Here is a 21,125-nt window from a genome sequence, read left to right as displayed (position 1 = left end):
ACATTGGTATTGATGTCGCTTTTGCTACAATGGCGACTGATTTTTAGTGTCGATAATAATCCCATGTTTATACGCGTTTTTTCCCTTCTGTTGCTGCTGGTCTCCGGCGGCGTCTCTGCCAGTTTATTAAGCCAACAGGGCTTACCCGCTCAATATATGCAAACCACTGAAGATGCGGCGATCTGGGCGCAGGTGGGCAACGAGGTTGTTAACGTCGGCAATGTGCGCGCGGGGCAGATTCTTGCGGTCGTTCCTACGGCGGCAGACTACTACGAATTTCGCTTCGGCTTTGGCACCGGGTTTATCGACAAAGGCCATCTGGAAAAGGTGCAGGGGAAACAGCGCGTACAGGACAGTCTGGGCGATCTCAATAAGCCGCTCAGTAACCAGAATCTGATCACCTGGAAAGACACCCCGGTGTATAACGCACCCAACAGCGGCAGCGCCCCGTTTGGTACGCTGAGTTCAAACCTGCGCTATCCCATTCTCAGCAAGCTGAAAGACAGACTCAACCAGACCTGGTTTCAAATCCGCATGGGCAACCGTCTGGCGTGGATCAGCAGCCTGGATGCGCAGGAAGACAGCGGCATTCCGGTGATCACCTATCACCATATTTTGCGCGATGAAGAGAACACCCGTTTCCGCCACACCTCCACGACCACCAGCGTGCGCGCCTTTAACAACCAAATGACCTGGCTGCGCGATCAGGGTTACACCACGCTGACGCTCTATCAGCTGGAAGGTTACGTGCGCAATAAAATGAACCTGCCCGCCCGCGCGGTGGTGATTACCTTTGACGATGGTCTGAAGTCGGTCAACCGCTACGCGTGGCCGATTCTGAAGCAGTACGGCTTTAAGGCGACGGCGTTTATCATCTCGTCGCGAATTAAAGGCCATCCGCAGAAGTGGGACCCGAAATCACTGCAGTTTATGAGCGTGTCGGAGCTGAAAGAGATTCAGGATGTGTTTGATATCCAGTCGCACACCCACTTCCTGCACCGCGTCGATGGCAATAAACATCCTATTTTGCTGAGCCGTAGCTATCACGTCATTCTGTTTGATTTTGAACGCTCGCGGCGCTCGCTGGCACAGTTCAACCCGCGCGTGCTCTATCTCTCGTATCCGTTCGGCGGTTACGATGACAAAGCGGTGAAAGCGGCGAACGACGCCGGTTTTCATCTGGCGGTGACGACGGTAAAAGGGAAGGTGAAACCGGGAGATAATCCGTTCTTACTGAAACGCCTGTATATCTTAAGAACGGATTCGCTGGAGACAATGTCGCGGCTGATCAGCAATCAGCCGCAGGGGTAACATCAGGCAACCTGAACCGGTACGGCTTTCGCGGTACGTTTCATCTCGTTGTCGCCGTCAAAATAGGCCACTTTAGGCTGCCAGCTGCGCGCCTGTTCGTCCGGCATGGTGACGTAGGTGGCGATAATCAGGATATCACCCACATCAGCACAGTGTGCCGCCGCGCCGTTGACGGAGATGATTTTTGAGCCGCGCTCACCGGCAATCGCATAGGTAGAGAAGCGTTTGCCGTTGGTTACGTTGTAAATATCAATGGCTTCGTATTCGAGAATACCCGCCGCCTCAAGGAAATCCTGGTCAATCGCGCAGGAACCTTCGTAATGCAGGTCTGCCTGCGTCACTTTGACGCGGTGAAGCTTACCTTGCAGCATTGTGCGAATCATAACGTTACCTTTACTCTTCATGCAGTCCCTCTCCGGCTGGAGAGGGCAGGGTGGGGGAAACATTCCCCAGGCAAATATTAGCGCAGTATTGCCCGATTTTTAGTCGCTGTCTACTGCGTCAGCTCAACCACTTTGTTGTCGATGAGACGCGCCTGGCCCAGCCATGCGGCCACCAGAATCACCGCGCGTTTGCTGGTGTCTGAAAGTGCCAGCAGCGTGTCCGCATCGCGGATTTGCACGTCGTCGGCACGCAGCCCTTTTTCGTTCAGCTCCTGTTCCGCGATAGCGATAATCTCTTCCGCCGTCAGCTCGTTAGCTTCCAGCTTCTCCGCCATCGCGTTCATGACTTTGCTCAGCGCCGGCGCGATTTTGCGCTGGTCAGCGGTCAGATACCCGTTGCGTGAGCTAAGCGCCAGACCGTCTTTGGCGCGCACGATCGGCACGCCGACGATCTCAATGTCGTAGCCCATGTCTGCGACCATTTTGCGGATCAGGGCCAACTGCTGGAAATCCTTCTCGCCAAAGCAGGCGATATCCGGCTGCACCAGGTTGAAGAGCTTGCTGACGATGGTCGAAACGCCACGGAAATGCCCCGGACGGCTGGCCCCTTCGAGCATGGTCGAAATGCCCGGCACATCGACGAAGGTCGCCCCTTCGGTACCCTGCGGATAAATATCGTCAGGCGTGGGTGAGAAGACGAAATCCACATGGTGTTTTTTGAGCTTTTCACAATCTTCCTGCAGCGTGCGCGGGTAGCGCGCCAGATCGTCGGCACGGTCGAACTGCATCGGGTTAACGAAAATCGTCACCACGACGACATCGGCGCGGGCTTTCGCTTCGTCGACCAGTTTCATGTGGCCATCATGCAGATTGCCCATGGTCGGGACCAGGGCGATACGTTTACCCTCCTGACGCAGGCGGCGAATGTGCTGACGCAGCAGTGGCAAGGTTTCAATGATTAGCACAATGAGACTCCTTAATGGAAACTGTGTTCTTCAGCCGGGTAAACACCGGATTCGACGTCGGCAATATACTGCCTGACCGCAGCGCGCATGTCGCCCGCGGTGCTTAGGAAATTCTTCGCAAATTTAGGAATGTGGCCGCCGGTGATGCCGAAAGCGTCGTGCATCACCAGGATTTGCCCGTCGGTCACGTTGCCTGCGCCAATGCCAATCACGGGGATTGAGAGCGCTTCGGTGACGCGTTTGGCCAGTTCAACGGGCACACACTCCAGCACCAACAGCTGCGCACCGGCGGCTTCCAGCGCCAGCGCATCGTCCAGCAGCGTTTGTCCTGCTTCGCCGCGCCCCTGAACTTTATATCCGCCGAAAATATTCACCGACTGTGGCGTTAAACCGAGATGGCCGCAAACCGGCACTGCGCGATCGGTCAGTTTTTTCACGGTGTCGACCAGCCAGGCTCCGCCTTCGATTTTCACCATATTGGCGCCTGCGCGCATCACGGCGGCGGCATTTTCGAAGGCTTGTTCTGGCGTGGCATAGGCCATGAAAGGCAGGTCGGAAAGCAGCAGGCACTCCGGCGCACCGCGACGAACGGCGCGGGTATGGTAAGCAATATCTTCTACCGTCACTGGCAGGGTGGAATCATGTCCTTGTACCGTCATCCCTAACGAGTCGCCGACCAGCATGACCTTAATGCCTTCGTCGGCAAACAGCTTCGCGAAGCTGTAGTCATAGGCGGTGATCGTGGCGAAGCGTTTTTTTTCCTGTTTGCATTTCTGCAATAAGGCGATGGTGGTTGGTTTCATAATGTTTCCTGATAGCCCAAAACGAATCTTTGCGCATTCTAACAGTAACATTCGGGGGAACAATGATTTTAGGCAACCGATTAACACCAATTATTTTAGGGGTTATCAGCAAAAAAACGGGATTACCAGAGGGCGGGTTTTTCGGCGTTGAGCTGCTGCAAAATCGCCTGCAGCGATTCACCGTTGGGGAAGGTTAATTCAGGGGCGACTTCCCACAGCGGCCAGAGCATAAAACCGCGATTTTTCATGTCGTAATGCGGCACCGTCAGGCGGTCCGTATTAATGACTTCATCACCGAACAGCATGATATCGAGATCCAGCGTGCGCGGTCCCCAGCGTTCTGCTTTACGCTGGCGGCCCTGCTGAAGCTCAATGCGCTGGGTGTTATCCAGCAAGGTTTCGGCATCGAGGGATGTTTCAAGCACCACAGCGGCGTTCAGGTAATCAGGCTGATCCTGCGGTCCGAGCGGCGGCGTGCGGTAAAACGCAGAAACCTTCACGAGGCGGCTCTGCGGGATCTCGCCTAACGCCTGAACGGCAGCATTAACCTGCTCCAGAGGAGAGGCCAGATTGCTGCCGATGGCGATATACGCGAGGGTCATGCGCTGCCTTCGCGGCGCGGTGCGCGCTTGCGTGGGCGACGATGACGGCGACGCGGTTCTGGCTCTTCATCCAGATTGGTGAGCATCCCTTTCTGTTCCGGCGGAGCGGAAACCTGGAACTCGCCCCACCACTGGGCCAGACTTTGCAGCTCTTTGTTGTTCTCGATCTCAGCGCGCAGCGCCAGCAGATCGTAAGCCGCGCGGAATTTCGGATGCTCCATCAGCTTCCACGCACGCTTGCCCTGACGGCGAGACATACGTAATTGCAACTGCCAGATATCGCGAACCAGCGTGGTGATGCGCTTAGGAATCGCCAGCGTACGGCAGGCTTCGTCCAGCACGTCGTTGGCGGCGAGCGCAAAGGCATCGTAATAGGCCAGGCCGCTTTCCTGAGCAATTTTCTGCGCAGTTTCGAGCAGTGGATACCAGAACATCGCCGCGAACAGGAACGCCGGATTCACACGCATATCGTTATGAATGCGGGTGTCAGTGTTTTTCAGCACCTGAGCGATAATGCGCTCCATCGGGCTGTCACCGCTTTCGGTGAAGTAGCGCACGATGGTCGGGAACAGTGGCTGGAAGAGGCTGTTTTCGCGCAGCAGTTTATAGGTTTCATACCCGTAACCGGCTTGCAGCATTTTCAGCGCTTCTTCGAACAGACGCGCCGGTGGCACGTCGTTGATAAGCGTCGCCAGACGCGGAATCGGCTCAGCGGTCTCTGGGCTTATCTGCATATTCAGCTTGGCAGCAAAGCGCACGGCGCGCAGCATGCGCACCGGATCTTCGCGGTAGCGGGTCTCAGGATTGCCAATCAGGCGAATCACGCCCTCTTTCAGGTCCTGTACGCCGCCCACGAAATCACGCACCGTGAAATCTGCCACGCTGTAGTAAAGGCTGTTGATGGTGAAATCGCGACGCTGGGCATCTTCTTCGATAGAACCAAAGATGTTGTCACGCAGCAGCATGCCGTTCTGGCCACGCTGAGAGGTCGTGCGATCGGTTGGTGCGCCGGCTTCGTGGTGGCCACGGAAGGTTGCCACTTCGATAATTTCCGGACCAAACATCACGTGTGCAAGACGGAAACGACGGCCTACCAGGCGACAGTTGCGGAATAATTTACGCACCTGTTCCGGCGTGGCGCTGGTCGTCACATCAAAATCTTTTGGTTTTTTGCCAAGCAGTAAATCGCGAACCCCGCCGCCCACGAGAAAGGCCTCGTAGCCTGCTTTATTCAGACGATAGAGCACCTTGAGGGCATTTTCACTGATATCTTTGCGGGAAATAGTGTGCTGCTCACGCGGAATAACCGACATATGGGATTGAGCAATAGCGTCATTCGCTACGCTCTCATCGCGGCTTAGCACCTTACGGCAAAAATTAGCGACTCGAGTAAAAATAGTACACCTCGGTAGTGTGTTTCATATATTGGACAAAAAATTACACGTCATCTTTTATGCTGCCTCTGCGTTGGCTGCCTTCGCTCTCACGGGCTGTTTACAAGCGTAAACTCGCGGTGATTCACTCAGTTGCCGCCTTGATACAGCGGAGATGCTTCGTGTAAAAAGCGGCTAATCATAGCTCAGCGAGACGCATTTGAGAATGCTGGATTTTTGGCACGGCAGAGAGCGACCAGCCCTCGACGGCTTTTTTCAGCAATTCATCAACGGATAAATCCTGCCATTCATTGTTCACATTTTGGTTTAGAAATCGTAATGCGTCGATCAAAACGGGGCGCGGATCCCCGTCAGGCAGCGCGGGCGCGTGATTCTGCTTGGAAAGTTTATTCCCGTGTTCATTCAGCGCCAGCGGCAAATGAATATAGTCCGGAACCTTCCAGCCTAACTGCTGGTAGAGCGAAATTTGTCGCACCGTCGGTTCAATCAAATCTGCGCCGCGTACAATTTCTGTCACGCCCTGGAAATGATCGTCCACCACCACAGCAAGATTATAAGCAAATAAGCCATCGCGACGATGAATAATAAAATCTTCACGCGCCAGACGCTCATCGGCGTTAATTTCGCCGAGCAGTAAATCCTTAAAGCGGGTGACAGGATGATGCTGAAGCAGACGCACCGCCGCATTCTCTGGCCCGTTATTCAGGGTTCGGCAATGGCCGTCGTAGACGCCGCCTGCCTGCTGAATACGCGCACGGGTGCAGGTGCAGTAATAAGACAGCCCTTGCTCATACAGCCACGCCAGCTGTTCGCGGTAAGCCTCGTGGCGGTTTGACTGCCACAATACCTCTCCGTCCCAGTTCAAACCGTAATGTTCCAGCTGACGCAGGATGGTTTCTGCTGCACCGGGAACTTCACGAGGGGGATCAATATCTTCGATACGCACGCGCCAGAGGCCGTGCTGAGAACGCGCTTGCAGGTAGCTGCCGAGAGCGGCGATGAGCGAACCAAAGTGCAGCTCACCAGAGGGAGATGGCGCAAAGCGCCCGATATAGTCGGATTGAGGCATAGTCACAGCAGACAAAAAGTCACAAGGCGGGAGTGACTCCCGCCTTTATGATCGTTACGACAGAACAGGAATTAACCTGCCATCTGTTTTTCGCGGATTTCAGCCAGCGTTTTGCAGTCGATGCACAGATCGGCAGTCGGACGCGCTTCCAGGCGACGAATGCCAATTTCCACACCGCAGGACTCGCAGTATCCGAAATCTTCGTCCTCGACCTTCTTCAGCGTTTTCTCAATCTTTTTGATGAGTTTGCGTTCGCGGTCACGGTTACGCAGTTCGAGGCTGAACTCTTCTTCCTGAGCGGCACGGTCTACCGGGTCCGGGAAGTTTGCTGCTTCGTCTTGCATATGGGTAACAGTGCGATCGACTTCATCCCTAAGTTGATTACGCCATGCTTCAAGAATACGCTTGAAGTGAGACAGCTGGGCTTCGTTCATATACTCTTCGCCCGGTTTCTCTTGGTACGGCTCCACCCCAGCGATGGCGAGAATACTCAGGGACGATGTTTTACGGTTTTGCCCTTCTTGCATGTTGCTTCTCCTTAACACGCACTATCGATCCCCGTGTGGGGGAAAAATCAGGTCGCTATAAATAGCAGATGCTTTTCCGTAAGGCAATTATCTAAACGTAACACTTGACAAGCCTGTGAGGAAAAGCGTATTTGCGCACGCGGCCAGAACACCAAATCGTCATCTTCTAACCCCTTATAACACAACGGGGAGCGTCGACTTCAGAGTCATATTATCGGCAGAAAGTTCCGCTTTATAAGCGAAAACTTCTACCCCCTGCTTTTGTGCCTCATTCAACAATTGTGCGTACTTTGGGTCAATGTGGCGGGCGGGTGAGAATCGTTCAATCGCTGAATGCAACACAGCAAACAGCAATACGGCGCGCTTGCCCGCCGCCGCAACACTCATTAGCTCTCGCAGATGCTTTTGGCCGCGTAGCGTCACCGCATCCGGAAAGTAGCCATTATCCCTGTCTGCTAACGTCACTGATTTGACTTCAATATAGCACTCAGGGCGGTCATCCGCCTGTAGCATGAAGTCAATTCTGCTGCCTTCCTCGCCATATTTCACTTCGCCTTTCAGCGTGCTGTAACCCATAAGCTCTGGAATCAGCCCGGCGTCGATGGCCTCTTTCACCAGCGGGTTGGCGCGCTGGGTATTCACGCAGATAAAGGCGCCTTGCTGGGTCTCGGTGATTTCCCAGGTATGCGCATATTTACGCTTAAGATTGGCAGAGGTGGAGTACCAGACCGTATCGCCCGGCGTGGCGCAGCCCGTCATCGCACCGGTGTTCGGGCAGTGCAACGTGAGATGCTCGCCCTCGGGGGTGATCACGTCGGCCAGAAAGCGCTTATAGCGCTGAATCAGGGTGGCTTGCTGTAAGGCAGGGCTAAACTTCATCGTGAGTCCTTGATTATTCGCTTAACGTCCAGCGCGTCAGCGGCGTATAGCGGGTGCGTCCCTGATGGAATACGGATTCGTAGAGGACAAATTCGGTCACCGGAAAGGCCCAGCTAAAGCCTGGGGCGGGAATGGCAACCGCCTGCGCGGTATTACGCAGCAGGGTGAGGTGCGGGTGAAAGGGCTGCGGGCTTTGATAGCAGCCACTGCGAGCGGCCTGGGCGCGCAGCAGATTCGCCAGCTGCAACAACCCGCGCGGTGGCTGACGCGTCCCGAGCCACACCACGCGAGAGCGCAGCCACTGCCCGGCATCGTCCAGATTGAGGGTAAAACCCGGCTGGCGGATCCGCCCTGCCATCGCCGACAGCGCCTGCTGCTTTTCTGCGCTGACCTCACCGAGAAACGCCAGCGTCAGATGTAAATTGGCGGCCGCAACCGGGCGGCCCGCTTCGGCCGGAAAATTCGCCGCGCGCCAGCGGACGATTTGCCGCTGAACAGTGGCCGGTGGATCAATGGCGAAAAACAGTCGTTTTGAATCAGGCATAGGAGGGCTCGGTAATGATATGCGCCGATGCTACAATGTCCGCCGTCTAATGTTAACCCTCTGGAGCTGTTAGTGTCCTCATTGCCGGTCGCCGCCGTACTTCCCGAGCTACTTGCCGCGTTACAACATGCCCCTCAGATCCTGCTGAATGCGCCCACGGGCGCCGGTAAATCGACCTGGTTGCCGCTGCAGCTCCTCAAAGAGGGGAATATTCCCGGAAAAATTCTTCTGCTGGAGCCGCGCCGACTGGCGGCCCGCAACGTGGCACAACGCCTCGCCGAACTGCTGAATGAAAAGCCGGGCGAAACGATCGGCTACCGCATGCGCGCCGAAACTTGCGTCGGCCCCGCGACGCGCCTCGAAGTGGTGACGGAGGGCATTCTCACCCGGATGCTGCAAAACGATCCGGAGCTGAACGGCGTGGGGCTGGTGATCCTCGATGAATTCCACGAACGCAGCCTGCAGGCCGATCTGGCGCTGGCGCTGCTGCTCGATGTTCAGCACGGGCTGCGCGACGATCTCAGGCTGCTGCTGATGTCGGCGACGCTCGACAACCCACGTCTGCAACAGATCCTTCCCGATGCACCGGTGATCGCCTCCGAAGGGCGGGCATTTCCCGTCGATCGCCGCTACCAGTCGCTGTCGGCAAACCAGCGCTTTGATGAGGCGGTCGCTATCGCTACCGCAGAGCTGTTGCGCCACGAGTCTGGCTCGCTCCTGCTCTTTTTACCGGGCGTCGGCGAAATTCAGCGTGTGCAGGAGAAACTGGCGTCACGCGTTGGCAGCGATGTGCTGCTCTGCCCGCTGTATGGCGCACTGTCGCTGAACGAACAGCGTAAAGCGATTCTTCCGGCACCTGCCGGGCAGCGCAAAGTGGTGCTGGCGACCAACATTGCCGAAACCAGTTTAACGATCGAGGGCATTCGTCTGGTGGTCGATACGGCGCAGGAGAGGGTGGCGAGCTTCGATCCGCGCACCGGCCTGACCCGCCTGCTCACGCAGCGCATCAGCCAGGCATCCATGACCCAGCGCGCAGGCCGCGCCGGACGCCTGGAGCCGGGGATTTGTCTGCACCTGACCAGCGCCGAGCAGGCAGAACGTGCGGCGACGCAGAGCACGCCGGAAATTCTGCAAAGCGATCTCTCCGGCCTGCTGCTGGAGCTGTTGCAATGGGGCTGCCCGGATCCGAGTCAACTGGCCTGGCTCGACCAGCCGCCTGCGGTAAATCTGGCGGCGGCGCGCAGGCTGCTTACTCAGCTTGGTGCGTTAGAGAATGAACGCCTGACACCTCGCGGCCAGAAAATGGCGACCCTTGGCAACGAACCGCGTCTGGCGGCGATGCTGGTGGCGGCAAAAGAGGATGATGAAATCGCCACTGCCGCGAAGCTGGCGGCGATTCTGGAAGAACCTCCGCGCGGCGGGAGCAGCGATTTGGCCTCGGCCTTTTCGCGCAATCAGCCCAACTGGCAGCAGCGCGCCCAGCGGCTTTGTCAGCGCCTGAACCGCCGTGGCGGAGCGCTGGACAGCGATCTGATCCCCGGCCTGCTGGCGCAGGCTTTCCCGGATCGCATCGCACGCAGGCGGGGCATCGATGGCCGCTACCAGCTGGCGAACGGCATGGGCGCGATGCTTGACAGCGAGGACGCGCTCACTCGCCACGAATGGCTGATAGCGCCGCTGCTGTTGCAGGGCAGTTCGTCCCCGGACGCGCGAATTTTACAGGCGATAGCGGTGGATATCGACGCGCTCACACGCGATTGCCCGCAGCTGTTGCAGCAGTCGGACACCATCGAGTGGGACGACGCGCAGGGCACCCTGAAAGCATTTCGCCGCAGCCAGATCGGTAAACTGACCGTCAGCGTTAAACCGCTGGCGAAACCGTCAGAAGACGAGCTGCATCAGGCGATGCTCAACGGTATTCGCGATAAAGGGCTGACTGTGCTGAACTGGACGCCGGAAGCGGAACAGTATCGCCTGCGCTTACACTGCGCCGCGCGCTGGCTGCCAGAGTACCCGTGGCCCGAGGTGGACGACGATGCGCTGCTGGCCTCCCTGGAAACCTGGTTACTGCCAGAAATGGGCGGTGTGCACTCCCTGAAAGCGCTGAAATCACTGGATGTGAAGGCCGCACTTGAGAATTTACTCGACTGGTCATTACGTCAACGACTGGTGAGTTCGCTCCCCTCGCATTACACTGTGCCGACCGGAAGCCGGATCGCCATTCGATATCATGAGGATAATCCTCCGGCACTGGCGGTACGAATGCAGGAGATGTTTGGTGAAGCCACCACGCCATCGATAGCCGACGGGCGCGTTCCACTGGTGCTGGAGCTGCTGTCGCCCGCCCATCGTCCATTGCAAATCACGCGCGATCTCGGTGCTTTTTGGGCCGGTAGCTATCGCGACGTGCAGAAAGAGATGAAAGGGCGTTATCCGAAACACGTCTGGCCGGACGATCCGGCGAATACCGCGCCGACGCGGCGGACGAAGAAGTATTCATAGGTTTTGAGAGATTTCTTCTTTCACCGTTGGGTGGAAGAAAAGAGAATCGGGCCATTGCGCCTGGAATGTTGCGGAGAGAAAGCATGGCGGGGAATGACCGCGAGCCAATAGGACGTAAGGGTAAACCTGCGCGTCCGGCGAAGGAAAAAATCAGCCGTCGTCGCCTCAGAGATGAGGAGTATGACGATGACTATGAAGACGATGATGAGGATGAACCCATGCCGCGTAAAGGAAAAGGCAAAGGGCGGAAGCCTCGTGGCAGACGTGGCTGGTTCTGGCTGCTGCTGAAGCTGTTTATTGTATTTGTTGTTCTGATGGCGATTTACGGCGTGTACCTGGATCAGAAGATCCGCAGCCGTATCGACGGTAAAGTCTGGCAGTTACCTGCGGCGGTGTACGGTCGCATGGTGAACCTTGAGCCGGACATGTCCATCAGCAAGAACGAAATGGTCAAACTGCTGGAAGCCACGCAGTACCGTCAGGTGTCGAAAATGACCCGCCCTGGCGAGTTTACCGTGCAGGCGAGCAGCATCGAGATGATTCGCCGTCCGTTCGATTTCCCGGACAGCAAAGAAGGGCAGGTGCGCGCGCGTCTGACCTTTGACGGCGACCATCTTGAAACCATCGAGAACCTGGACAGCAACCGTCAGTTCGGTTTCTTCCGTCTCGACCCGCGCCTGATCACCATGCTCTCCTCGCCAAACGGCGAGCAGCGCCTGTTTGTCGCGCGTAATGGCTTCCCGGATCTGCTGATTGATACCCTGCTGGCCACCGAAGACCGCCACTTCTACGAGCACGACGGCGTGAGCCTGTACTCCATCGGGCGTGCGGTGCTGGCGAACCTGACGGCCGGTCGTACGGTGCAGGGGGCGAGTACCCTGACCCAGCAGCTGGTGAAAAACCTGTTCCTCTCCAGCGAACGCTCTTACTGGCGTAAAGCCAACGAAGCGTACATGGCGGTGCTGATGGACGCCCGCTACAGCAAAGATCGCATTCTTGAGCTGTACATGAACGAGGTGTATCTCGGTCAGAGCGGCGATAACGAAATCCGCGGTTTCCCGCTGGCGAGCCTCTACTACTTTGGCCGTCCGGTGGAAGAGCTGAGCCTCGACCAGCAGGCACTGCTGGTGGGGATGGTGAAAGGCGCGTCAATCTATAACCCGTGGCGCAACCCGAAACTGGCGCTGGAGCGTCGTAACCTGGTTCTGCGCTTGCTGCAACAGCAGCAGGTGATCGATCAGGAGCTGTACGACATGCTGAGCGCGCGTCCGCTGGGTGTGCAGCCGCGCGGTGGCGTGATCTCGCCACAGCCTGCCTTTATGCAGATGGTGCGTCAGGAGTTGCAGACCAAACTCGGCGACAAAGTGAAAGATCTCTCCGGCGTGAAGATCTTTACCACCTTTGACTCCGTGGCGCAGGACGCCGCTGAGAAAGCTGCTGTTGACGGCATTCCGGTGCTGAAAAAGCAGCGCAAGCTGAGCGATCTGGAAACCGCAATGGTCGTCGTCGATCGTTATAGCGGTGAAGTGCGCGCGATGGTTGGCGGGGCAGAGCCGCAGTTTGCGGGCTACAACCGTGCGATGCAGGCGCGTCGTTCGATTGGTTCTCTGGCAAAACCGGCGACCTATCTGACTGCTCTGAGCCAGCCGAATCAGTATCGACTCAATACCTGGATTGCCGATGCGCCGATTGCGCTGCGTCAGCCGAATGGCCAGGTCTGGTCTCCGCAGAACGACGATAAACAGTTCAGCGGACAGGTGATGCTGGTGGATGCTCTGACGCGCTCGATGAACGTCCCGACGGTTAACCTGGGTATGGCGCTGGGTCTGCCGGCGATCACCGATACCTGGCAGAAACTGGGGGTGCCAAAAGATCAGCTGCACCCGGTGCCAGCGATGATTCTGGGGGCACTGAACCTGACGCCTATCGAAGTGGCGCAGGCCTTCCAGACCATCGCCAGCGGCGGTAACCGTGCGCAGCTCTCTGCGGTGCGCTCGGTGATTGCTGAAGACGGTACGGTGCTTTATCAGAGCTTCCCGCAGGCAGAACGCGTAGTTCCCGCGCAGGCTGCTTACATGACCCTGTGGACCATGCAGCAAGTGGTGCAGCGCGGTACGGGTCGCCAACTGGGCGCGAAATATCCGGGCCTGCATCTGGCGGGTAAAACCGGGACCACCAACAACAACGTCGATACCTGGTTTGCCGGGATTGATGGTCGTGAAGTGGTGATCACCTGGGTTGGACGTGATAACAACCAGCCGACCCGTCTGTACGGTGCGAGCGGCGCGATGTCTATCTACCAGCGTTACCTGACCAACCAGTCGCCGGTGCCGCTGAACCTGACGCCGCCGGAAGATATCGTCGATATGGGCGTGGATGAGTCGGGTAACTTCGTCTGCGGCGGCGGGATGCGTTCCCTGCCGGTCTGGACGGACAAACCGGAATCACTGTGTCAGCAAAGCCAGCCAGAACAGCCGACGGGCAACCCGTTTGAGCAGTCTCAGCCTCAACAGCAGCCGCAGCAGCAACAACAGCAGCAGCCGCAGAATGATAAGAAAGACAGCGACGGCGTGGCGGGCTGGATCAAAGACATGTTCGGCAGTAACTAAGTCTGAGAATTCCCTCTCCTGCGGGAGAGGGAGTTTATTCACGCATAAAGAACATATTCCTAACCCTTATTTAATCCTGCTTTAACTCCTCATTTTCCCTCTGGTTATTTCTTAAACCCTCAATTCTTGTAGGGCCGCATATCGCTTGCTATGCCGCCAGCGTTTCGCATATTATTCTGTGGTCATAATAATAATTCTCGTTTACGTTATCATTCACTCTTTCATCAGAGATATACCAATGGCGCTCAAAACTGCTCAGCCAAAGAGTCCTTCGCTGCGTAAAATCGCGGTCGTTGTAGCCACAGCGGTAGGCGGCATGTCTGCTTTTGCACATGCGGCTGACACCCCCAAAAAAGAAGACACCATTACGGTGACGGCGGCCCCAGCGGCACAAGAAAGTGCATGGGGACCGGCGGCAACCATCGCGGCGCGTCAGTCCGCAACCGGCACCAAAACCGATACCCCTATTCAAAAAGTCCCGCAGTCTATTTCTGTGGTGACCGCCGAAGAGATGGCGCTGCATCAGCCACGCTCGGTGAAAGAGGCGTTGAGCTACACCCCAGGCGTTGCAGTTGGCACGCGTGGCGCATCAAACACCTATGACTATCTGGTCATTCGCGGTTTTGCAGCCGATGGTCAGAGCCAGAACAACTACCTCGACGGTATGAAGATGCAGGGCAACTTCTACAACGACGCGGTGATTGACCCTTATATGCTGGAGCGCGCTGAAATCATGCGCGGTCCGGTTTCCGTGCTGTACGGAAAAAGCAGCCCAGGCGGTTTGCTGAACATGGTGAGCAAGCGCCCAATGACGGAGCCGCTGAAAGAGATCCAGTTCAAAGTCGGCACCGACAGCCTGTTCCAGACCGGGTTTGACTTCAGCGATGCAATCGATGATGACGGCGTCTACTCCTACCGTCTGACCGGCGTAGCGCGTTCCAATAACGCCCAGCAGGAGCGTGCGGAAGAGCAGCGTTATGCTATCGCGCCGTCGTTCTCCTGGCGTCCGGATGACAAAACTAACTTCACCTTCCTCTCTTACTTCCAGAATGAGCCAGAAACGGGCTACTACGGCTGGTTGCCAAAAGAGGGTACGGTTGAGCCACTGCCAAACGGCAGCCGTCTGCCGACCGACTTCAACGAAGGTGCGAAGAACAATACCTACTCCCGTAACCAGAAAATGGTTGGGTACAGCTTCGACCACGCGTTCAACGACACCTTTACCGTGCGTCAGAACCTGCGCTTTGCTGAGAATAAAACCTCGCAAAACAGCGTCTACGGATACGGTGTATGTACCGATCCGTCGAATGCGGGCAGTAAACAGTGTGCGGCCTTAGCGCCAGCGGACAAAGGTCATTATCTGGCGCGTAAATACGTGGTTGATGATGAGAAGCTGCAAAACTTCACCGTGGATACCCAGTTGCAAAGCAAATTTGCGACCGGTGCCGTTGACCACACCCTGCTGACCGGCGTTGACTTTATGCGTATGCGTAACGACATCAACTCCTGGTTCGGCTACGACGACTCCGTGCCGTTGCTGGATCTCTACAATCCGGTGTACACCGATTTCGATTTCAATTCGAAAGATCCGGCTACGTCCGGTCCGTATCAGATCCTGAACCGTCAGAAACAAACGGGCCTGTACGTTCAGGACCAGGCGCAGTGGGATAAAGTGCTGGTGACTCTGGGCGGTCGTTACGACTGGGCCGATCAGGAATCCTACAACCGAGTAGCCAATACCACCTCCAAACGTGACGATACCCAGTTCACCTGGCGTGGTGGCGTTAACTACCTGTTTGATAACGGCGTAACCCCGTACTTCAGCTACAGCGAATCCTTCGAACCGGCGTCTCAGACCGATGCGCAGGGTAAACTGTTCTCACCGTCTAAAGGTAAGCAGTACGAAGCGGGCGTGAAATATGTGCCGAGTGATCGTCCTATCGTGTTGACCGGTGCGGTCTACCAACTGACCAAAACCAACAACCTGATGGCTGACCCGGCAGGCTCATTCTTCTCCGTTGAGGGTGGCGAAATTCGTTCACGCGGCGTGGAAATTGAAGCTAAAGCGGCGCTGTCTGCGAGTGTTAACGTCGTAGGGTCTTACACCTACACGGATGCGGAATACACCACCGACACCAACTACAAAGGCAACACGCCTGCGCAGGTGCCAAAACACATGGCTTCCCTGTGGGGTGACTACACCTTCTTTGATGGCGCACTGTCTGGCCTGACCCTGGGTACCGGCGGCCGTCTGACCGGTTCCAGCTATGGCGACCCGGCGAACTCCTTCAAAGTGGGCAGTTACACCGTTGTCGATGCCCTGGTCCGTTACGATCTGGCGCGCTTCGGTATGGCGGGCTCCAACGTGGCGGTTCACGTCAACAACCTGTTGGATCGTGAATACGTCGCAAGCTGCTTCAACACCTACGGCTGCTTCTGGGGTGCTGAACGCCAGGTTGTCGCCACGGCGACCTTCCGCTTCTAATCTCTCTTCGGGCACGGTTCGCCGTGCCCTTTAACAAGTTGGCCACTATGCAGGAAAATAGACCGCACTCCGATACCACGTTTGCGCTTAATAACACCTCCTTTCGCGTCCCTGGACGCACGCTGCTGCATCCGCTCTCTTTGACATTCCCTGTCGGCAAAGTCACGGGCCTTATCGGTCACAACGGTTCGGGTAAATCCACGCTGCTCAAAATGCTGGGGCGCCATCAGCCGCCGACCGAAGGGGAGATCCTGCTCGACGGGCAGCCGCTTGAGAGCTGGAAAAGCAAAGCCTTTGCCCGCAAAGTCGCCTATCTGCCGCAGCAACTGCCGCAGGCTGAAGGGATGACCGTGCGCGAACTCGTGGCGATTGGACGTTATCCGTGGCACGGCGCGCTCGGGCGGTTTGGTGTGGCTGACAGAGAGAAAGTGGAAGAGGCGATCGCGCTGGTGGGGTTAAAACCGCTGGCGCACCGTCTGGTGGATAGCCTCTCCGGCGGCGAGCGTCAGCGCGCGTGGATCGCGATGCTGGTGGCTCAAGACAGTAACTGCCTGCTGCTGGACGAACCGACCTCGGCGTTGGACATCGCCCATCAGGTGGATGTGCTGGCGCTGATTCATCGCCTCAGCCAGCAGAAAGGGCTGACGGTAATCGCCGTTCTGCACGATATCAATATGGCTGCGCGCTACTGCGATTATCTGGTGGCCCTGCGCGGGGGCGAGATGATTGCGCAAGGTACGCCGTCTGAGCTGATGCGCGGCGAAACGCTGGAACTAATCTACGGAATTCCAATGGGTATCCTGCCTCACCCGGCAGGGGCTGCACCTGTGAGCTTTGTGTATTGATGCTGGATCCAACTTTGATAAGTCGCCGTCGGTTACTGACGGCGCTGGCGCTTTCGCCACTGCTGTTAAAAATGAATACCGCGCGTGCGGCTTCTATTGATCCGCATCGCATCGTGGCGCTGGAGTGGCTGCCGGTTGAGCTGATGCTGGCGCTGGGTATCGCGCCGTACGGCGTGGCGGATATTCCCAACTACAACATGTGGGTCAACGAGCCGAAGATCCCCGCGTCAACTATCGATATCGGCCTGCGCACCGAGCCGAATCTCGAACTCCTGACGCAGATGAAACCCTCGTTTTTGGTCTGGTCTGCGGGCTACGGCCCTTCGCCGGAGACGCTGGCGCGCATTGCGCCGGGCCGGGGGTTCACCTTCAGCGACGGTAAAAAACCGCTGACCATGGCGCGTCATTCGATTAATGAAATGGCCCAGCTTCTGGACCGTGAGGCAGCGGCAAAACAGCACCTCGACCATTTCGACGGTTTTATCGATTCGCTCAAACCCCGCTTTGCCGCGCGTGGCAACCGTCCGTTGCTGATGGTCACGCTGCTGGATGCGCGTCATGTGCTGGTGTTTGGCAAAAACTGCCTGTTCCAGGAAGTGCTCGATCGCTTCGCTATTACAAATGCCTGGGAAGGGGAGATGACCTTCTGGGGTAGTACCACCGTCGGCATCGATCGTCTGGCGCAGTTCCGCGATGTGGACGTGCTCTGTTTCGATCATGGCAATGATCGTGAGATGCAAACCCTGATGGCGACGCCGCTGTGGCAGGCGATGCCGTTCGTGCGCGAGCAGCGTTTCCAGCGTGTGCCTGCGGTGTGGTTCTACGGAGCGACGCTGTCGGCGATGCACTTTGCCCGCGTGCTTGATGGCGCATTGGGAGGCAAAGCATGAGATCGCGGATCGCACTTTTCCCGACGCTGCTGTTAACCGTCGTTTTCGTCGTCGCACTGTTCTTAACCTGGTTAAATCTGTCGATTGCGCTGCCGCGCGCGCAGTGGGGCCAGGCCTTCTCCGTACCGGATATCGATAACATCCAGCAGATGCTGTTCCACTACAGCCTGTTGCCACGCCTGGCGATTTCATTGCTGGTGGGCGCGGGGCTGGGGCTGGTCGGCGTTCTGTTCCAGCAGGTGCTGCGTAACCCGCTGGCGGAACCGACGACGCTTGGCGTCGCCACTGGCGCACAGCTTGGTATCACCATCACCACCCTCTGGGCGCTGCCCGGCGCACTCACCAGCCAGTTCGCTGCGCTGGCGGGGGCCTGTGTGGTCGGTGCGCTGGTGTTCGGTGTGGCGTGGGGAAAACGTCTTTCTCCGGTAACGCTGATTCTGGCCGGGCTGGTGGTGAGCCTCTACTGCGGGGCCATCAACCAGCTGCTGGTGCTGTTCCATCACGACGAGCTGCAAAGCATGTTCCTGTGGAGCACCGGGACGCTGACCCAAACCGACTGGAGTATCGTGCAACGCCTGTGGCCACAGCTGATCGGCGGCGTAGTGCTGACCCTGCTGCTGCTGCGTCCGCTGACGCTGATGGGGCTGGATGATGGTGTGGCGCGCAATCTCGGGCTGGCGCTTTCTCTGGCACGTCTCGCCGCGCTGACGCTGGCGATTGTGCTCAGCGCACTGCTGGTAAATGCGGTCGGGATTATCGGCTTTATCGGGCTGTTTGCACCGTTGCTGGCGAAAATGCTCGGTGCGCGTCGCCTGCTGTCGCGACTGATGCTGGCCCCGCTGATTGGGGCGCTGATCCTCTGGCTGTCGGATCAAATTATTCTCTGGCTCGCCCGCGTGTGGATGGAAGTCTCCACCGGTTCCGTCACCGCCTTGATTGGCGCGCCGCTGCTGCTGTGGCTGCTGCCGCGTCTGCGCAGCATGAGCGCGCCCGCGATGGACGCCGGGGATAAAGTTTACGCCGAGCGTCAGCACATTCAGTGGTTTGTGCTGACCGGGCTGATCGTATTGCTCATTGTCGCCTGGATTGCCCTCTCACTGGGGCGCGATGCCAGCGGCTGGCACTGGGCGACAGGCCCGATGCTGGATGAACTGCTGCAATGGCGCTGGCCGCGTATTTTCTCGGCGCTGATCGCAGGCGTGATGCTGGCGGTCGCCGGGTGCATTATCCAGCGTCTGACGGGTAACCCGATGGCCAGCCCGGAAGTGCTGGGCATCAGCTCCGGCGCGGCGTTTGGCGTGGTGATGATGCTGTTCTTTGTACCGGGCGATGCGTTTGGCTGGCTGATGCCTGCGGGCAGTATCGGTGCCGCCGCGACGCTTATGATCATTATGATCGCCGCCGGTCGCGGGGGCTTTTCTCCGCACCGGATGCTGCTTGCCGGTATGGCGCTCAGCACTGCATTTACTATGCTGTTGATGATGCTGCAGGCCAGCGGCGATCCGCGCATGGCGCAGATCCTGACCTGGATCTCTGGTTCGACTTACGGCGCGACGGGGGCACAGGTGGTGCATTCCGGGATTGCGATGATCTTGCTGCTGGCAATTACGCCGTTGTGCCGCCGCTGGATGACGATTCTGCCGCTGGGCGGTGAAACGGCACGCGCGGTCGGGATTGCACTGACGCCCTCGCGCGTCGGCTTGCTGCTGCTGGCAGCCTGCCTGACTGCCGTCGCGACCATGACCATCGGCCCACTGAGCTTTGTTGGTCTGATGGCGCCGCACATCGCGCGCATGATGGGGTTTCGCCGCACGATGCCGCATATCGTGATCTCCGCGCTGGTGGGCGGGATGATACTGGTGATCGCCGACTGGCTGGGCAGGATGGTGCTGTTTCCGTATCAGATCCCGGCGGGGCTGCTGTCGACGTTTATTGGTGCGCCGTACTTTATTTATTTGCTGAGAAAGCAGAGCCGATAAAAAAACGGCAGCCGAGAGGCTGCCGTTTTGCATTTACTTTGTTTGTCGCGTGGCGATTAAAGCTTCGCAAACACCTTACGCGCTGCGTCGATGGTGTTATTGATATCTTCTTCGCTGTGCGCCACGGACATAAAGCCCGCTTCAAACGCTGACGGTGCCAGATACACACCCTCTTCCAGCATCAGATGGAAGAAACGCTTAAAGCGCTCAACGTCGCACTTCACCACGTCCTGATAGCAGGTCACGGTTTTCGCATCGGTGAAGAAGATCCCGAACATGCCGCCCACGTGGTTCACCACCAGCGGAATGCCCGTTTCTTCTGCGGCTTCCAACAGCCCGTTCGCCAGTTGGGTGGTCAAATCGGTCAGGGTTTCGTGAATACCCGGCTGCGCCACTTCGGTCAGGCAGGCAAAACCTGCCGCCATCGCAATCGGGTTACCGGACAGGGTACCCGCCTGATAAACCGGACCCGTCGGGGCCAGCGCTTCCATCACCTCTTTGCGTCCACCAAAGGCGCCCACCGGCATACCGCCGCCGATGATTTTGCCCAGACAGGTCAGGTCTGGCACCACGTCGTAGTATGACTGAGCACCCGCCAGCGCCACGCGGAAGCCGGTCATTACTTCGTCGATGATCAGCAGCGCGCCGAATTCGTCGCACAGCGCGCGCAGGCCTGGCAGGAATTCTGGCTGCGGAGGGATACAGTTCATGTTACCCGCGACAGGTTCCACGATGATGCAGGCGATCTCCTGCGGATACTGTTCGAAGGCGGCGCGAACCGTCTCCAGATCGTTATAGGTGCAGGTCAGGGTGTGTTTGGCAAAATCTGCCGGTACGCCCGGAGAGTTCGGCTGGCCGAGGGTCAGCGCGCCGGAACCGGCTTTTACCAGCAGGCAGTCGGCGTGACCGTGATAGCAGCCTTCGAATTTGATGATTTTGTCGCGACCGGTGAAGCCGCGCGCCAGGCGGATAGCGCTCATGGTGGCTTCAGTACCGGAGTTCACCATGCGCACCATGTCCATGGTCGGGACCAGTTCGGTCACCAGCTCCGCCATTTTAACTTCCATCTCGGTAGGTGCACCGAAGCTCAGGCCGCGCTGTGCCGCTTCAATCACCGCATTGCGGATAGTCGGGTGGTTGTGACCCAGCACCATCGGACCCCAGGAGCCGACATAATCGATATAGGCTTTGCCGTCCACATCGTACAGATACGCGCCGTCCGCACGTTCAATAAACAGCGGCGTTCCGCCGACGCCGGTAAAGGCGCGAACAGGAGAGTTGACCCCGCCTGGGATTAGCTCGCGTGCTGCACTGTAGAGGTTTTCAGACTTACTCATA

17 protein-coding genes are annotated in these 21,125 nt (G+C 57.6%); 7 read left to right on the top strand and 10 right to left on the bottom strand.

Going from position 1 to position 21,125, the window contains the following annotated elements; translation table 11 throughout:
• Positions 1-63: 63 nt before the first annotated feature.
• Complete coding sequence (locus DAI21_RS00540) at positions 64-1,311, top strand: polysaccharide deacetylase family protein (protein WP_100777586.1); 1,248 nt, start codon at positions 64-66, stop codon at positions 1,309-1,311.
• A 2-nt stretch (positions 1,312-1,313) separates the two neighbouring features.
• Here DAI21_RS00540 and panD read toward each other — a convergent pair whose 3' ends face one another.
• The 9 genes from panD to thpR form a co-directional block, all read right to left on the bottom strand.
• Entirely contained in the window at positions 1,314-1,694 is a 381-nt protein-coding gene (gene panD / locus DAI21_RS00535) for an aspartate 1-decarboxylase (protein ID WP_095284178.1), read from the bottom strand.
• Between the two features lie 110 nt (positions 1,695-1,804).
• On the bottom strand, positions 1,805-2,659 hold the full coding sequence (gene panC / locus DAI21_RS00530) for a pantoate--beta-alanine ligase (RefSeq protein WP_100777585.1): 855 nt from the start codon (positions 2,657-2,659) through the stop codon (positions 1,805-1,807).
• 11 nt (positions 2,660-2,670) lie between these two features.
• Positions 2,671-3,462 carry a 3-methyl-2-oxobutanoate hydroxymethyltransferase gene (panB, locus tag DAI21_RS00525; RefSeq protein ID WP_107702239.1) on the bottom strand — a complete coding sequence of 264 codons (792 nt, stop codon included), beginning with the start codon at positions 3,460-3,462 and terminating at the stop codon, positions 2,671-2,673.
• Between the two features lie 122 nt (positions 3,463-3,584).
• On the bottom strand, positions 3,585-4,064 hold the full coding sequence (folK, locus tag DAI21_RS00520) for a 2-amino-4-hydroxy-6-hydroxymethyldihydropteridine diphosphokinase (protein ID WP_100777583.1): 480 nt from the start codon (positions 4,062-4,064) through the stop codon (positions 3,585-3,587).
• Positions 4,061-5,461, bottom strand: coding sequence for a polynucleotide adenylyltransferase PcnB (gene pcnB, locus DAI21_RS00515; protein ID WP_107702238.1), 1,401 nt, complete (start codon positions 5,459-5,461; stop codon positions 4,061-4,063). Before pcnB ends, folK begins: the two co-directional genes overlap by 4 nt.
• Positions 5,462-5,636: 175 nt before the next feature.
• Entirely contained in the window at positions 5,637-6,527 is an 891-nt protein-coding gene (gene gluQRS / locus DAI21_RS00510; RefSeq protein WP_107702237.1) for a tRNA glutamyl-Q(34) synthetase GluQRS, read from the bottom strand.
• A 71-nt stretch (positions 6,528-6,598) separates the two neighbouring features.
• Positions 6,599-7,054 carry an RNA polymerase-binding protein DksA gene (dksA, locus tag DAI21_RS00505; protein ID WP_001155232.1) on the bottom strand — a complete coding sequence of 152 codons (456 nt, stop codon included), beginning with the start codon at positions 7,052-7,054 and terminating at the stop codon, positions 6,599-6,601.
• Between the two features lie 174 nt (positions 7,055-7,228).
• Positions 7,229-7,933 (bottom strand): DNA/RNA nuclease SfsA, encoded by a 705-nt coding sequence (gene sfsA, locus DAI21_RS00500; protein ID WP_100777580.1) that lies wholly within the window; start codon positions 7,931-7,933, stop codon positions 7,229-7,231.
• Between the two features lie 13 nt (positions 7,934-7,946).
• On the bottom strand, positions 7,947-8,477 hold the full coding sequence (gene thpR, locus DAI21_RS00495; RefSeq protein WP_107702236.1) for an RNA 2',3'-cyclic phosphodiesterase: 531 nt from the start codon (positions 8,475-8,477) through the stop codon (positions 7,947-7,949).
• Positions 8,478-8,549: 72 nt separating this feature from the next.
• Here thpR and hrpB point away from each other — a divergent pair, with 72 nt between their 5' ends.
• From hrpB to fhuB, 6 genes are all read left to right on the top strand, one after another.
• Positions 8,550-10,979 (top strand): ATP-dependent helicase HrpB, encoded by a 2,430-nt coding sequence (gene hrpB, locus DAI21_RS00490; RefSeq protein ID WP_107702235.1) that lies wholly within the window; start codon positions 8,550-8,552, stop codon positions 10,977-10,979.
• 83 nt (positions 10,980-11,062) lie between these two features.
• On the top strand, positions 11,063-13,588 hold the full coding sequence (gene mrcB, locus DAI21_RS00485; protein ID WP_107702234.1) for a bifunctional glycosyl transferase/transpeptidase: 2,526 nt from the start codon (positions 11,063-11,065) through the stop codon (positions 13,586-13,588).
• Positions 13,589-13,826: 238 nt separating this feature from the next.
• Positions 13,827-16,073 (top strand): ferrichrome porin FhuA, encoded by a 2,247-nt coding sequence (gene fhuA / locus DAI21_RS00480; RefSeq protein ID WP_107702233.1) that lies wholly within the window; start codon positions 13,827-13,829, stop codon positions 16,071-16,073.
• 47 nt (positions 16,074-16,120) lie between these two features.
• On the top strand, positions 16,121-16,918 hold the full coding sequence (gene fhuC / locus DAI21_RS00475) for a Fe3+-hydroxamate ABC transporter ATP-binding protein FhuC (protein WP_107702232.1): 798 nt from the start codon (positions 16,121-16,123) through the stop codon (positions 16,916-16,918).
• The gene (gene fhuD, locus DAI21_RS00470) at positions 16,918-17,808 is read left to right on the top strand and encodes a Fe(3+)-hydroxamate ABC transporter substrate-binding protein FhuD (protein ID WP_100777574.1); all 891 of its coding nucleotides are present in this window, start codon (positions 16,918-16,920) and stop codon (positions 17,806-17,808) included. Before fhuC ends, fhuD begins: the two co-directional genes overlap by 1 nt.
• Entirely contained in the window at positions 17,805-19,787 is a 1,983-nt protein-coding gene (fhuB, locus tag DAI21_RS00465) for a Fe(3+)-hydroxamate ABC transporter permease FhuB (RefSeq protein ID WP_107702231.1), read from the top strand. Before fhuD ends, fhuB begins: the two co-directional genes overlap by 4 nt.
• Before the next feature lie 56 nt (positions 19,788-19,843).
• On the opposite strand, the gene hemL is transcribed toward fhuB, so the two are convergent.
• A complete protein-coding gene (hemL, locus tag DAI21_RS00460; RefSeq protein WP_100777572.1) occupies positions 19,844-21,124 on the bottom strand; it encodes a glutamate-1-semialdehyde 2,1-aminomutase in 1,281 nt (426 codons plus the stop codon).
• Position 21,125: the final 1 nt, after the last annotated feature.

It is taken from the genome of Lelliottia sp. WB101, from assembly GCF_003051885.1.
Taxonomy (GTDB): Bacteria; Pseudomonadota; Gammaproteobacteria; order Enterobacterales; family Enterobacteriaceae; genus Enterobacter; species Enterobacter nimipressuralis.
This window is presented reverse-complemented; position numbering and strand designations above follow the sequence as displayed.

What these genes read in the sequence shown, in the direction of transcription:
- DAI21_RS00540 (WP_100777586.1), top strand. Translation starts at nt 64, where the DNA reads ATGTTTATACGCGTTTTTTCCCTTCTGTTGCTGCTGGTCTCCGGCGGC.
- panD (WP_095284178.1), bottom strand. Translation starts at nt 1,694, where the DNA reads ATGATTCGCACAATGCTGCAAGGTAAGCTTCACCGCGTCAAAGTGACG.
- panB (WP_107702239.1), bottom strand. Translation starts at nt 3,462, where the DNA reads ATGAAACCAACCACCATCGCCTTATTGCAGAAATGCAAACAGGAAAAA.
- folK (WP_100777583.1), bottom strand. Translation starts at nt 4,064, where the DNA reads ATGACCCTCGCGTATATCGCCATCGGCAGCAATCTGGCCTCTCCTCTG.
- gluQRS (WP_107702237.1), bottom strand. Translation starts at nt 6,527, where the DNA reads ATGCCTCAATCCGACTATATCGGGCGCTTTGCGCCATCTCCCTCTGGT.
- dksA (WP_001155232.1), bottom strand. Translation starts at nt 7,054, where the DNA reads ATGCAAGAAGGGCAAAACCGTAAAACATCGTCCCTGAGTATTCTCGCC.
- sfsA (WP_100777580.1), bottom strand. Translation starts at nt 7,933, where the DNA reads ATGAAGTTTAGCCCTGCCTTACAGCAAGCCACCCTGATTCAGCGCTAT.
- thpR (WP_107702236.1), bottom strand. Translation starts at nt 8,477, where the DNA reads ATGCCTGATTCAAAACGACTGTTTTTCGCCATTGATCCACCGGCCACT.
- mrcB (WP_107702234.1), top strand. Translation starts at nt 11,063, where the DNA reads ATGGCGGGGAATGACCGCGAGCCAATAGGACGTAAGGGTAAACCTGCG.
- fhuA (WP_107702233.1), top strand. Translation starts at nt 13,827, where the DNA reads ATGGCGCTCAAAACTGCTCAGCCAAAGAGTCCTTCGCTGCGTAAAATC.
- fhuC (WP_107702232.1), top strand. Translation starts at nt 16,121, where the DNA reads ATGCAGGAAAATAGACCGCACTCCGATACCACGTTTGCGCTTAATAAC.
- fhuD (WP_100777574.1), top strand. Translation starts at nt 16,918, where the DNA reads ATGCTGGATCCAACTTTGATAAGTCGCCGTCGGTTACTGACGGCGCTG.
- fhuB (WP_107702231.1), top strand. Translation starts at nt 17,805, where the DNA reads ATGAGATCGCGGATCGCACTTTTCCCGACGCTGCTGTTAACCGTCGTT.
- hemL (WP_100777572.1), bottom strand. Translation starts at nt 21,124, where the DNA reads ATGAGTAAGTCTGAAAACCTCTACAGTGCAGCACGCGAGCTAATCCCA.